This is a genomic window from Kitasatospora sp. NPDC056800, from assembly GCF_042789775.1.
In the GTDB taxonomy this organism is placed as follows: Bacteria; Actinomycetota; Actinomycetes; order Streptomycetales; family Streptomycetaceae; genus Kitasatospora.
This window is the reverse complement of the sequence record NZ_JBHUAL010000044.1, coordinates 1-13,655: the sequence shown is the minus strand read 5'-3', so window position 1 is coordinate 13,655 and position 13,655 is coordinate 1. Positions and strand designations below refer to the sequence as shown.

At 73.2% G+C, this 13,655-nt stretch carries 10 protein-coding genes and 1 tRNA gene; 10 read left to right on the top strand and 1 reads right to left on the bottom strand.

The genetic code is table 11. The features are described 5' to 3' along the window. Window positions 1-155 precede the first annotated feature (155 nt). The 3 genes from ACFRQN_RS12905 to ACFRQN_RS12895 all read left to right on the top strand — a co-directional run bounded on the left by ACFRQN_RS12905 (window position 156) and on the right by ACFRQN_RS12895 (window position 3,785). Window positions 156-1,685 carry an MFS transporter gene (locus ACFRQN_RS12905; RefSeq protein WP_380740248.1) on the top strand — a complete coding sequence of 510 codons (1,530 nt, stop codon included), beginning with the start codon at window positions 156-158 and terminating at the stop codon, window positions 1,683-1,685. An 81-nt stretch (window positions 1,686-1,766) separates the two neighbouring features. Continuing rightward, window positions 1,767-2,699, top strand: a complete 933-nt coding sequence (locus ACFRQN_RS12900; RefSeq protein ID WP_380740222.1) for a carbohydrate kinase family protein — start codon at window positions 1,767-1,769, stop codon at window positions 2,697-2,699. Between the two features lie 108 nt (window positions 2,700-2,807). Continuing rightward, window positions 2,808-3,785: a trypsin-like serine peptidase gene (locus tag ACFRQN_RS12895; RefSeq protein WP_380740220.1), complete on the top strand. Its 978-nt coding sequence runs from the start codon at window positions 2,808-2,810 to the stop codon at window positions 3,783-3,785. Window positions 3,786-3,908: 123 nt separating this feature from the next. Here ACFRQN_RS12895 and ACFRQN_RS12890 read toward each other — a convergent pair. Continuing rightward, window positions 3,909-3,980: transfer RNA gene (locus tag ACFRQN_RS12890), tRNA-Arg, on the bottom strand. A 223-nt stretch (window positions 3,981-4,203) separates the two neighbouring features. Between ACFRQN_RS12890 and ACFRQN_RS12885 the strand changes: the two genes are divergently transcribed. From ACFRQN_RS12885 to ACFRQN_RS12855, 7 genes are all read left to right on the top strand, one after another. Then, window positions 4,204-4,659 (top strand): response regulator, encoded by a 456-nt coding sequence (locus ACFRQN_RS12885; protein ID WP_049655897.1) that lies wholly within the window; start codon window positions 4,204-4,206, stop codon window positions 4,657-4,659. An 83-nt stretch (window positions 4,660-4,742) separates the two neighbouring features. After that, on the top strand, window positions 4,743-6,404 hold the full coding sequence (gene argS / locus ACFRQN_RS12880; protein ID WP_049655895.1) for an arginine--tRNA ligase: 1,662 nt from the start codon (window positions 4,743-4,745) through the stop codon (window positions 6,402-6,404). A gap of 89 nt (window positions 6,405-6,493) precedes the next feature. Next, complete coding sequence (gene lysA / locus ACFRQN_RS12875; protein WP_117489540.1) at window positions 6,494-7,885, top strand: diaminopimelate decarboxylase; 1,392 nt, start codon at window positions 6,494-6,496, stop codon at window positions 7,883-7,885. Between the two features lie 138 nt (window positions 7,886-8,023). Next, window positions 8,024-9,316, top strand: a complete 1,293-nt coding sequence (locus tag ACFRQN_RS12870; protein WP_049655891.1) for a homoserine dehydrogenase — start codon at window positions 8,024-8,026, stop codon at window positions 9,314-9,316. A 10-nt stretch (window positions 9,317-9,326) separates the two neighbouring features. After that, entirely contained in the window at window positions 9,327-10,427 is a 1,101-nt protein-coding gene (gene thrC / locus ACFRQN_RS12865) for a threonine synthase (RefSeq protein ID WP_049655889.1), read from the top strand. A 364-nt stretch (window positions 10,428-10,791) separates the two neighbouring features. Next, the gene (gene thrB / locus ACFRQN_RS12860) at window positions 10,792-11,730 is read left to right on the top strand and encodes a homoserine kinase (protein WP_049655887.1); all 939 of its coding nucleotides are present in this window, start codon (window positions 10,792-10,794) and stop codon (window positions 11,728-11,730) included. Window positions 11,731-12,332: 602 nt separating this feature from the next. Continuing rightward, window positions 12,333-13,655, top strand: a 1,323-nt coding sequence (locus tag ACFRQN_RS12855) for a Rho termination factor N-terminal domain-containing protein (protein WP_380740217.1), incomplete at its 3' end; no start/stop codon positions are given.

Here is a 13,655-nt window from a genome sequence, read left to right as displayed (position 1 = left end):
TCCGTCCGGAGCGGGGTTTGGCTGGAAGGCGACTGCGTGACCTCTCCGCCCCACTCCGGAAGGCTCGACCAGTGACTGCGAGAACCGTCGCCGGTCATGAGGACGCGGACCGCCGCCGCTGGTGGGCGCTGGCCGTCATCGCCACCGCCCAGCTCATGATCGTGCTCGACATCACCATCGTGAACATCGCACTGCCGTCCGCCCAGCGGGACCTGGGCATCTCGGACGCCGACCGGCAGTGGGTGATCACCGCCTACACGCTGGCCTTCGGCGGCCTGCTGCTGCTCGGCGGCCGGCTGGGCGACCTCTTCGGCCGCAAGCGCGTCTTCACCGTCGGCCTGCTGGGCTTCGCCCTCGCCTCCGCCCTCGGCGGCGCGGCGGTCGGCCCCGCCATGCTCTTCGGCGCCCGCGCCCTCCAGGGCGCGTTCGGCGCCCTGCTCGCCCCCTCCGCGCTGGGGCTGCTCTCCACCACCTTCTCCGATCCGCGGGAGCGCAGTACGGCCTTCGGCATCTTCGGCGCGATCGCTGGCGGCGGCTCCGCGATCGGCTTCATCGCCGGCGGCCTGCTGACCGAGTACCTGGACTGGCGCTGGTGCCTGTTCGTCAACGTGCCGATCGCCGCCGTCACCGCCTTCGCGGCCTTCAACGTGCTGAAGCGCGACCACGTCGGGAAGGGCCGCCGGCTGCGGCTGGACCTGCCCGGGGCGCTGCTCGGCTGCGGCGGCCTGCTGGCGATCGTCTACGGCACCTCCGAGGCCGTGACCAGGGGCTGGGGCGACGGCCTGGTGATCGGCCCGCTGGTCCTGGGCGTGGCGCTGCTCGCGGCGTTCGTCCTGGTGGAGCGGCGCACCGCGCACCCGCTGCTGCCGCTGCACATCGTCGCCGACCGCAACCGGGGCGGCGGCGCGCTCTCGGTGGGCCTGGCGATGGTCGGCATGTTCGGCTTGTTCCTGTTCCTGACCTACTACCTCCAGGCCATCAAGCACTTCTCGCCGATCGTGTCCGGCCTGTCCTTCCTGCCCATGACGGTCGCCATCGTGCTGAGTTCGACGGGCTTCGCGGCCCGGATGATGACCAGGGTGCCGTCCCGGAACCTGATCGGCCCCGGCCTGCTGCTCGCCGCGGGCGGCATGGCCTGGCTGACCCAGATGCGGGTGGACAGCCCGTGGGCCGGCATGGTGCTGCCCGCCGAGCTGCTGATCGGCTTCGGCATGGGCCTGGTGTTCATGCCGGCCATGAGCCTGGCCACCCTCGGGGTCGCCCCGAACGAGGCCGGCGCGGCCTCGGCCACCATCAACTCGGCTCAGCAGGTGGGCGGTTCGGTCGGCATCGCGCTGCTGAACACGGTCGCCGCGAGTGCCACCGCGAGCTTCCTGGCCACCCGGATCGCCGCCGACCCGGCCGTGCGGGCCCAGGGCGCGGTGCACGGCTACGTGGTCGCGACCTGGGTGGCGATGGGCGTGCTGCTGGCGGCCGCGCTGGTCGCGGTGCTGATGATCGACCACCGGCCGACCCCGGTCGCGGCCGCCGCCGTCGAGGGCGGGGCGGCATCGGCGTCCGCCGTACGGGCGGTGGACGGGCGGCCGAGCCCGCGGGCCGTGGCCCGGGCCGACGTCCGGGCGAACGTCGGGACCGGGGCCGAGGTCCGGGCCGAGGCGGGTCCGGAGCGGCCACCCGCCGATTGAAATTTGCAGCAAGTCCTTGCAGTCAACCTCCGGCGCCTGCTTGACTCCTGGGCACTGCCCAGGGACCAAGGAGGCGCCGCCGTGCTGCCCGAGACCGTTTCACCCGAGGCCGCAGCGCCCGAGTTCGACCTGCTCGTCGTCGGCGGCAGCGGCGTGGACACCATCGTCCGGGTCGAGCGGCTGGAACTCCCGCCCGGCGACTCGCGGTTCGTCGAGCCGGTGCGGGACTACGTCGGCCACACCGGCAACGGCGTCGCCCTCGGCGCCCACCACCTCGGCCTGCGCACCGCGTTCATCGACTTCCTCGGCGACGACCCCCAGGGCGACCTGGTCCGCGCCCACTACGCGCGCCACGGACTGCACTTCGCGCACCTGGTGAGCCCGTACGGCACCCCGCGCGGGGTCAACCTGGTGGACCCGGCCGGCCGCCGGTTCTCCTTCTTCGACGGCCGCCACCCCGCCGACCTGCGGCTGCCGCGCGACTTCTGTCTGCCGTACGCCGAGCGCAGCCGGCACGTCCACCTGTCCATCACCGGCGTCAACCGGGACATGTACGGCGACCTGCACCGCCTCGGCCGCACCACCTCCACCGACCTGCACGACTGGGACGGCGCCGACCCGCACCACCGCGACTACGCGCTCGGCTCCGACCTGGTCTTCCTCTCGGTGGCCGGCTGCCGCGGCCGCCACGAGGAGGTGATGCGCGCGATCCTCGCCGAGGGGCGCGCGCGGGTGGTCGTCGCCACCGCCGGCGCCGAGGGCTGCCACCTGCTCACCCGGGACGACCCGGCGCCGCGCCGGCTGCCGGCCGTCGACCCGGGCCGTCCGGTGGTGGACACCAACGGCGCCGGGGACGCCTTCGTGTCCGGCTTCCTGTACGCCTGGTTCCAGGGCCGCCCGCCGCTGGACTGCGCCCGGGCCGGTACGGTGGCCGGGGCCTTCGCCTGCACCGCCGCCGGGACGCACACCGCTTTCGTCGGAGCCGCAGAACTGGACGCGGTGCTGACGCGCTGACGGTATTTCTCATCGAGCTCCAAGGAGCCGGTCACGCCCTTTCCAGGCTGAGGCGCCATAGTCGTTCACCGAACGACGCCACCGACCGCCCCGGCAGGAGAGACAGGCATGGGCAAGCACCGCCGCGAGGGCTCGCGCCGCCGCAGACTCCTGGCCCCGTCCCTGTTCACCGCGCTGTCCGCGGTGGCGGTCGCCGCGGTGCTGACCGGGACGCACGGGCTGGACCTGTCCGACACGACGGCCGCCGGGAAGGCGGCCCGCAGCACCCGGGCCGCCGTGCCCGTCCCGGCCGCCGACCCGGCGGCGGTCGCCCCGCCCGCCCCGGTCGCGGCCCCCACGCCCTCCGCGGCGCCGACCGCCGACCCGACGGCCACCGCGACGGCCACCCCCGCCGCCGCGCCGGCCGCCCCGACCACCACCGCCGCCGACGTCGCGCTCGGCACCACCGCCCCGGCGCCGGCCGGCGACCGCGAGACCGGGACGGTCGGCGCGCTGTTCAGCGGCACGCCGACGGCCGGCGACCACTTCTGCACCGCCAGCGTGCTGCACAGCGCCACCGGCAACCTGCTGCTGACCGCCGCGCACTGCCTCAGCAGCACCGACGGTGTCACCTTCGCCCCGGGTTACCGCGACGGCTCCGCCCCGTACGGCACCTGGCGGGTGACCGCGATCCACACCACCACCGGTTGGTCCCAGAAGGGCGACGAGGACGAGGACTTCGCGATCCTGGAGACCGCCCCCAGCAACGGCCGCAACGTCGAGGACGTGGTCGGCGGCAACCGGCTGGGCACCGACGAGCCGTTCGGCGCCACCGTCCGCCTCTACGGCTACCCCGCCGACGCCGAGGCGCCCGTCCTGTGCACCAACACCACCGGGCAGCAGAGCACCTACCAGCGGGTCGTCCACTGCCCGGCCTACCCGGGCGGCACCAGCGGCGGCCCGTGGATCAACACCGCCACCGGCGACGTGATCGGCGCGATCGGCGGCTACCAGCAGGGCGGCGACACCGACGACATCTCGTACAGCGCCCTCTTCGACCACACCATCGCGGACCTGTACACCCAGGCCGAGGCGGCCGCCGCCTGAGACACCGGGCCCGGACCCGGCCCCCACCCGGGCCCGGACCCGGTCGCGCGTCCGCATACGACAAAGGCCCAGATCCGTGGATCAACTCCACTGATCTGGGCCTGACTTGCACTTCCTGCGAAGTGCCCCCGGTAGGATTCGAACCTACGCACCCGCCTCCGGAGGGCGGTGCTCTATCCCCTGAGCTACGGGGGCCTGTTGGCCTGTCGGTCGCTCGCGCTTCCGACGTGAGAACAGTACCAGGCTCCGGCGGTGGTCCGTGCACGGGTTTCCCCGAAGATCGTCCGGGCCGCGGATCGGGCCGCGAATCGGGCGGCGGATCGACCCGGGGATCGGGCCGTGTGCCGGGTGGGGGCGGAAGTGCCCAAAGGCCGGACGGGGCGGCGGGGCCGCCGATACCCTCGGTGAGGTGTCGGGAGTGTCCGGGCGGGTCCTCGTGGTGGACGACAGCGAGGTGATCCGCCAGCTGATCAGGGTCAACCTGGAGCTCGAGGGCTTCGAGGTGGTGACCGCCGCCGACGGCGCCGAGTGCCTGGAGGTCGTCCGCCGGGTGCGGCCCGACGTGGTGACGCTGGACGTGGTGATGCCGAGGCTGGACGGCCTGCGGACGGCGGCCCGGCTGCGCGCGACCCCGGACACCAGCCGGCTGCCGATCGCGATCGTGAGCGCCTGCACCCCGGCGGACCTCGACCTGGGGGAGACGGTCGGGGTGGACGGCTACCTCGGCAAGCCCTTCGACCCGGCCGACCTGGTGGCCCTGGTCCGGCGCCTGATGGGGCTCGCGGAACAGTCCGCCGGGCCGTCCGGCGGGCGCCGTGCCGGCCCGTCCGACGCAGTTCGCCCTGAGCGAACAGAGCGGACGGATCGCGGCTGAGACCCGGTAACCACGGCGCACCGGCGTCTCAACCGGTAAACCGGGTGGCGGGCGGGCACCCCGTCTCGCCTACGCTTGGCGTCGTGACCCCCGCAGACCTTTCCCAGGCAATCCAGGCCGCAGTGAGCTCCGCCGTCGAGGCGGGCGAGCTGGCCGTCGCCGTGCCCGAGCACGTGACGGTCGAACGGCCCAAGAACAGGGACCACGGCGACTACGCGACCAACGTGGCCCTCCAGCTCGCCAAGGCGGCCGGCAAGCCGCCGCGAGCCGTTGCCGAGCTGCTGGCCGACCGCCTGCGAGGGATCACCGGCGTCGCCAAGGTCGACATCGCCGGTCCGGGCTTCCTGAACATCACCCTGGACACCGCCACCGCCGGCGCGCTGGCGCGCACCGTCGTCGAGGCGGGCGAGGCCTACGGCCGCAACGAGGCCCTCAAGGGCCTGAGGATCAACCTGGAGTTCGTCTCCGCCAACCCGACCGGCCCGATCCACATCGGCGGCGTCCGCTGGGCCGCCGTCGGCGACTCGATGGCGCGCGTGCTGCGGGCCTCCGGCGCCGACGTCACCACCGAGTACTACCTCAACGACGCCGGCGTGCAGATCGGCAAGTTCGCCGCCTCGCTGCAGGCCGCCGCGAACGGCCGCCCGGCGCCCGAGGACGGCTACGTCGGCGAGTACATCGTCGACATCGCCAAGGCGCTCACCGACGCGATCCCCGGCGTGCTCGACCTCTCCGAGGAGGAGCAGCTCCAGGTCTTCCGCACCGAGGGCCTCAAGCTCATGGTCGCCGAGATCAAGCGCTCGATGGACGAGTTCGGCACCCACTTCGACGTGTGGTTCTCGGAGAAGACGCTGCACGACTCCGGCGCGGTCGAGAAGGCCATCGACCGGCTGCGCGAGCAGGGCCACGTCTTCGAGCAGGACGACGCGGTCTTCCTGCGCACCACCGACTTCGGCGACGACAAGGACCGCGTCCTGGTCAAGGCCGACGGCGACAAGACCTACTTCGCCGCCGACGCCGCGTACTACCTGTCCAAGCGGGACCGCGGCGCCGAGGTCGCGCTCTACATGCTGGGCGCCGACCACCACGGCTACGTCAACCGCCTCAAGGCCATCGCGGCCTGCGCGGGCGACGACATGGACCACAACATCGAGGTGAAGATCGGCCAGTTCGTGAAGATGCTTCGCGACGGCGAAGAGGTCCGCATGTCGAAGCGGGCCGGCAACATCATCACGATCGACGACGTGATCGAGTGGATCGGCGTGGACGCCGCCCGCTACACCCTGGCGCGCTCCTCCACGGACTCGACGATCACGCTGGACATCAACCTGCTGACCAGCCAGACCAACGAGAACCCGGTCTTCTACGTCCAGTACGCGCACACCCGGATGTGCGGCGTGGCCCGCAAGGCCGCCGAGCTGGGCGTGGACAAGGGCACGGTCGAGCAGTTCAAGCCCGAGCTGCTCGCCACCGAGTGGGAGTCCGACGTGCTCGGCCACCTCGCGGAGTTCCCGCGGGTGCTGGCCACGGCCGGCGAGCTGCGCGAGCCGCACCGGGTCGCGCGCTACCTGGAGGACCTCGCGGGCAAGTACCACCGCCTGTACGAGAACTGCATGTTCCTGCCCAAGGGCGACGAGGAGCTCTCCGACACGCACCGCGCCCGCCTCTGGCTGGTCGAGGCGACGCGCACCGTGCTCGCCAACGGACTCACGCTCCTGGGCGTGACGGCGCCCGAGCGGATGTAGGCACCACCCCCAAGCGCACGGCGGGGGCGGCTGACGGTCAACGTGGACCGTCGCCGCCCCTCGCCATAGGTCTCGAAGGATCTCCGAAGATGAGTCGCTCCGCACACCCGGCAGGCCCCCGTCACGGCGACGTCCTGCCCGAGGGCCACTACCAGGCCCCGCCCGCCGACCTGAACGCGCTCGACCCCAAGGTCTGGTCGCGCACCGTCGCCCGGAACGCCGAGGGCGTGGCGACCGTCGGCGGCATCGACGTCAGGCGGCTGGCCGCCGAGTTCGGCACCCCCGCCTACGTGCTGGACGAGGAGGACTTCCGGTCCCGGGCGCGCGCCTGGCGGGACGCCTTCGGCACCGGCGCGGACGTCTACTACGCCGGGAAGGCGTTCCTCTCCAAGGCCGTCGTGCGCTGGCTGCACGAGGAGGGCCTCAACCTCGACGTGTGCAGCCCGGGCGAGCTGGCGGTCGCCCTGGCCGCCGGGATGCCGCCGGAGCGGATCGCGCTGCACGGCAACAACAAGTCGGCGGACGAGCTCGAGCACGCCGTGAAGACCGGCGTCGGGCACATCGTGGTCGACTCCTACGAGGAGATCGGGCGCCTGGCGGCGATCGCCGCCCGCCAGGGCGTGCGCCAGCAGGTGCTGATCCGGATCACCGTCGGCGTCGAGGCGCACACCCACGAGTTCATCGCCACCGCGCACGAGGACCAGAAGTTCGGGCTGTCGCTCACCGGGGGAGCGGCCGCCGAGGCGGTGCGCCGGGTGCTCGGCCACGACAGCCTGGAGCTGCGCGGCATCCACTCGCACATCGGCTCGCAGATCTTCGACATGGCGGGCTTCGAGGTGGCCGCCCGCCGGGTGGTCGGCCTGCTGGCCGGGATCCGCGACGAGCACGGCGTCCAGCTGCCCGAGATCGACCTCGGCGGCGGCCTCGGCATCGCGTACACCAGCGAGGACGACCCGCGCGAGCCGGCCGAGATCGCGGCCGCGCTGGCCGACATCGTCCGCCGCGAGTGCGCCGCCGCGAACCTGGACGCCCCCCGGCTGAGCGTGGAGCCGGGCCGGGCGATCGTCGGCCCGACGGCGTTCACGCTGTACGAGGTCGGCACCGTCAAGCCGCTGGAGGGCCTGCGCACCTACGTCAGCGTGGACGGCGGGATGTCCGACAACATCCGCACCGCGCTGTACGACGCCGAGTACTCGGTGGCCCTGGTGTCGCGCACCAGCGACGCGGAGCCGATGCTGGTGCGGGTGGTCGGCAAGCACTGCGAGTCCGGCGACATCGTCGTCCGGGACGCCTTCCTGCCGGCCGACCTGGCCCCGGGCGACCTGATCGCGGTGCCCGCCACCGGCGCCTACTGCCGGTCGATGGCGAGCAATTACAACCACGCCCTCAAGCCCCCCGTGCTCGCCGTCAGGGACGGTGCGGCGCGGGTGATCGTCCGGCGCGAGACGGAGGAGGATCTCCTGCGTCTGGATATCGGATGACGAAATCCTCGTCTCAGATCATGGAACGACCGTAGATCCGTACGGAAAGTCCCGGAGACTGGTAGAGACCGAAGTTCCCGGCGGTCCAGGAAAACCCGCCGGAAATTACCGAAGCAGAAGAATGCAGAGCGGAGTCGGATGATGCGTACGCGCCCGCTGAAGGTGGCGTTGCTGGGTTGTGGTGTGGTGGGCTCCGAGGTGGCGCGCATCATGACGACGACGGCCGACGACCTCGCCGCTCGCATCGGCGCTCCGGTCGAGTTGGCCGGGATCGCGGTCCGCCGGGCCGGGCGGACCCGCCCGGGCGTCCCCGAGCACCTGATCACCACCGACGCCGAGGCCCTGGTCAACCGGGGCGACATCGACGTGGTGGTCGAGGTGGTGGGCGGCATCGAGCCCTCCAAATCGCTGATCCTGTCCGCCTTCCGGCAGGGCGCCTCGGTGGTCAGCGCCAACAAGGCGCTGCTCGCCAAGGACGGCACCGAGCTGCACGCCGCGGCCGCCGAGGCCGGGGTGGACCTGTACTACGAGGCCGCGGTGGCGGGCGCGATCCCGCTGCTGCGCCCGCTGCGCGAGTCCCTCGCGGGGGACAAGGTCAACCGGGTGCTGGGGATCGTCAACGGCACCACCAACTTCATCCTCGACAAGATGGACACCACCGGCGCCGGCTACTCGGAGGCGCTGGAGGAGGCCACCGCGCTGGGCTACGCCGAGGCCGACCCGACGGCCGACGTCGAGGGCTTCGACGCCGCCGCCAAGGCCGCGATCCTGGCCGGCATCGCCTTCCACACCAAGGTCACCGCGGCGGACGTCTACCGCGAGGGCATCACCGAGGTGACGGCGGCCGACATCGCCTCCGCCAAGGAGATGGGCTGTGTGGTCAAGCTGCTCGCGATCTGCGAGCGGGCCGCGGACGGCGAGTCCGTCACCGCGCGCGTCCACCCGGCGATGATCCCGCTGTCGCACCCGCTGGCCTCCGTCCGCGAGGCGTACAACGCGGTGTTCGTCGAGGCCGAGGCGGCCGGCCGGCTGATGTTCTACGGCCCCGGCGCGGGCGGCTCGCCGACCGCCTCCGCGGTGCTCGGCGACCTGGTCGCGGTCTGCCGCAACAAGCTCGCCGGCGCCACCGGCCCCGGTGACTCGGTGTACACGCGGCTGCCGGCCAAGCCGATGGACGAGGTGGTCACCCGCTACCACGTCAGCCTCGACGTGGACGACCGCGCGGGCGTGCTCGCCCAGGTGGCATCCGTCTTCGCCGAGCACGGCGTCTCCATCGACACCGTGCGCCAGCAGGGCCGCGACGGCGACGCCTCGCTCGTCGTGGTCACCCACCGTGCCACCGACGCCGCGCTGTCGGCGACGGTCGACAAGCTCCGCGCGCTGGACAGCGTGCGGGACGTGGCCAGCATCATGCGGGTCGAAGGGGAATAAGGAACCAGCCATGAACGCCGTTGCCGAGAACGTCGTCCGAGGCGCGCACACCCACCAGTGGCGCGGCCTGATCGAGGAGTACCGGGACCGCCTGCCGGTCACCGCGGCCACCCCGGTGGTCACCCTGTTGGAGGGCGGCACGCCCCTGGTCCCCGCCCAGGTGCTCTCCGAGCGCACGGGCTGCGAGGTCTACCTCAAGGTCGAGGGCGCCAACCCGACCGGCTCCTTCAAGGACCGCGGGATGACGATGGCCATCTCCAAGGCCAAGGAGGAGGGCGCGCAGGCGGTCATCTGCGCCTCCACCGGCAACACCTCGGCCTCCGCCGCCGCGTACGCGGTGCGGGCCGGGATGGTCTCCGCGGTGCTCGTCCCGCAGGGCAAGATCGCCCTCGGCAAGATGGGCCAGGCGCTGGTCCACGGCGCCAGGATCCTCCAGGTCGACGGGAACTTCGACGACTGCCTCACCCTTGCGCGTGAACTGTCCGAGAAGTACCCGGTGGCGCTGGTCAACTCGGTCAACCCGGTGCGGATCGAGGGCCAGAAGACCGCGGCCTTCGAGATCGTCGACATGCTCGGCGACGCCCCGGACATCCACGTCCTGCCGGTCGGCAACGCGGGCAACATCACCGCGTACTGGAAGGGCTACCGCGAGTACGCGGCCGACGGCCTCGCCACCCGCACCCCGCGGATGTGGGGCTTCCAGGCCTCCGGCTCGGCCCCGATCGTGGACGGCGCGCCGGTGCTCAAGCCGCAGACCATCGCCACCGCGATCCGGATCGGCAACCCGGCCTCCTGGGACTTCGCGCTCGCCGCGCGGGACGAGTCCGGCGGCCTCATCGACAAGGTGACGGACCGTCAGATCCTGTCCGCCTACCGGCTGTTGGCCTCGCAGGAGGGCGTCTTCGTGGAGCCCGCCTCGGCCGCCTCGGTGGCCGGTCTGCTGGCCAAGGCGGAGGCCGGTCTGGTCGACCCGGGCCAGCGGATCGTCTGCACCGTGACCGGCAACGGCCTGAAGGACCCGGACTGGGCGGTGGCCGGCGCGCCGCAGCCGCAGATCGTCCCGATCGACCCGGAGGCGGCCGCCCGCAGCCTCGGACTGCTCGACCGGTAAAGGGTCCTGACGCCCCGACGGGCCGACTCTTTCGAGGGTCGGCCCGTCGGAGTTCCCCCCTGACACTTTTGTGTCAATTGGGTTCCGCATTGCGATCCTTTTCCACCCCTCCCGTCGACGGGGAGGGGTGAGCATTTCCGGCCAGAACGGCAACACACCAGATCGAAGGCCCACGGGGTGTACCGCTCGGGAACCTCTCTTCGATACTCTGGCTTCGGCCGTGTGGCACATGCCCCGGGCCCGGCGGGTCCGGGCCGCGCCGACACCGCGACCGCCCGCCCCCCGGAGGGGCCGCGGTCCGTTCCCACCCTCGCACCGACGACGCGCTCCGCGCCGCCCGATTTACCCCAGGAGAGTCCACCGTATGGCCGGTCCCGCGTTCCGTGCCGCCGCCGTCCGGGTCAGGGTTCCCGCGACCAGCGCCAACCTCGGCCCGGGCTTCGACGCCTTCGGGCTCGCGCTGGGTCTGTACGACGACGTGGTCGTCCGGGTCGCCGACTCCGGCCTCTCCGTCGACATCGCCGGTGAGGGCGCCGAGACGCTGCCGCGCGACGAGCGCCACCTGCTGGTCCGCTCGATGCGCGCCGCCTTCGACCGGCTCGGCGGCCAGCCCCGCGGCCTCGAAGTGGTCTGCGCCAACCGGATACCGCACGGCCGCGGCCTCGGCTCCTCCTCGGCCGCCATCTGCGCCGGCATCGTGGCCGCCCGCGCGGTGACCATCGGCGGCCGGTCCGCGCTGGACGACGACGCGCTGCTGGCCCTCGCCTCCGAGCTGGAGGGCCACCCCGACAACGTCGCGGCCTGCCTGCGCGGCAACTTCACCATCGCCTGGACCGACGAGGAGTCGGCCAAGGCGGTCGTGCTGGAGCCGTCCGAGCAGGTCGTCCCGGTGGTGTTCGTGCCGGCCGGCGAGGTGCTCACCGAGACCGCGCGCGGACTGCTGCCGAAGACCGTCCCGCTGGCCGACGCGGCCGTCAACGCGGGCCGTTCCGCACTGCTGGTGGAGGCGCTGACCAGGCGCCCCGAACTGCTCCTCGCCGCCACCGAGGACCGGCTGCACCAGGACTACCGCGCCTCCGCCATGCCGGACAGCGCCGCGCTGGTCGGCGCCCTGCGCGCCGAGGGCTTCCCGGCGGTCGTCTCCGGCGCCGGTCCGACCGTCCTGGCCCTCACCGACGAGGCGGGCGCCGACAAGGTGCTCTCCTTCGCCGGACACCACGGCCACGGCGGCGACCCGGCGTTCGCCGCGCACCGGCTGGACGTCGACCGCACCGGGGCCGTCGTGCTCCCGCTGGACGTCTGAGCAGCCCGAACGGGCCGCTCGGGACCCGGCGCCGGCACCCTGCCGAGCCGGGTCCGACGGACACGATTGGCAAGCGCAAGGCTGGGGAATGTCTGAGGGGGTCGGTAGTGTTAACCTCATTGCTGCACCAGGTGCCCTCCGGGGCTAGGTGCGCCGCGTCCCGATCCCAGCGCTCCACGGCAGTGGAGTCCCGGCGATGCACGGGGCGACGATTCTCCGGGAGCCCACCGCAGCGCGTACGCAGCCTGCCTGCGCGACATGCGGCCGCATCCCGAAGCCGTGACGGCACCTGACTCCCACCCGCAGCCTCCCACCTGAGGCCAGGACGGGCGGAGCACGGGCCACCGTCACGCGACGGGGGCCCGGGATTCGCAGGAAGCGTGGGGGTTACGCCCTCAGGGGAGGTCGACACACGACCGGCCCACGCGCCACTCAGCACCACCGTGCTTCACGCACCGCACCTCGCACGTAACCCTCTCTCGACAGGCTCCCGCCATTCGAGGGATCACCGCCTCGGACCGACGCAGTCGAGCGTTGGTCAGGACAGCACAACCGGTCGCCGAGCCAGACAGGCCGACGTCCGCTCCAGGGAAGGACCCTTAGTGAGCGACTCCACCGATCTGATGGGCGCGCGCCCGGACGCAGAGGCGTCGGACGCAGCCGCCGCCCCCGCTGCTCCGGCGCGGCGCCGCCGCAGTGCCGCCGCGGGCCTGGACGGCATGGTCCTGGCCGAGCTCCAGAAGCTCGCCGCGGACCTTGGCATCACCGGTACCGGACGCATGCGCAAGAGCCAGCTGATCGAGACCATCAAGGAGAAGAGCGGCGGGGACCCGCTGCTCGCCGCCGGTGGCACCGCCCCGGCCGCCAAGCGCACCGCCGCCAAGGCGGACGCCGAGGCCCCGGCCGAGAAGCCGGCCCGCCGCACCAAGGCCGCCGCCGCCAAGGCCGAGGCCCCGGCCGCCGCCGAGCCGCAGGCCCAGATCGAGATCCCGGTCCAGGCCGCCGCGGAGACCGCCGCGCCCGCCCGTACCGAGCGCACCCGCCGCCGGGCCACCTCGGCCGCCGGCGCGCCCGTCGCCCCGGTCGCCGAGGCCGCCGCCGAGCCCGCCACCGTCGCGGTCGCCGAGCCGAAGCAGGCCGAGGCCCGCCCGGCCGAGACCCGCGGCTTCGAGGGCCGCGAGGACGGCCGCGAGTCGCGTCGCGACCGCCGTGAGCGCCGTGACCGCCGCGAGGGCACCGAGCGCACCGAGCGCACCGACCGCCAGGAGGGCGGCGAGGCCCAGGACGGCGACAGCCGCGAGTCGCGCCGCGACCGCCGCAACCGCCGCGAGCGCGCCGACCGCCAGCCCCAGCAGGGCGGCGGCCAGCAGCAGGGCGGCCAGGCCGAGCAGCAGGGCCGTCAGGGCCAGCAGACCCAGCAGCCGCAGGCCCAGCAGCAGGGCGGCTACGAGGACGACGAGTTCGGCGAGGGCCGCCGCGGCCGGCGCGGGCGCTACCGCGACCGCCGCGGCCGTCGTGGCCGTGACGGCTTCGAGGCCGCGGGCGTGGCCGAGCCGCAGGTCGGCGAGGACGACGTCCTGATCCCGGTCGCGGGCATCCTCGACATCCTCGACAACTACGCGTTCGTGCGCACCTCCGGCTACCTGCCGGGCCAGAACGACGTCTACGTCTCGCTCGCCCAGGTCCGCAAGAACGGCCTGCGCAAGGGTGACGCCATCACCGGTGCGGTGCGCCAGCCGCGCGAGGGCGAGCGCCGCGAGAAGTTCAACGCCATGGTGCGCCTGGACTCCGTCAACGGCATGGACCCGGAGAGCGGCCGCGGCCGCCCCGAGTTCAACAAGCTCACCCCGCTCTACCCGCAGGAGCGGCTGCGCCTGGAGACCGACCCGGGCGTGCTGACCACCCGGATCATCGACCTGGTGTCG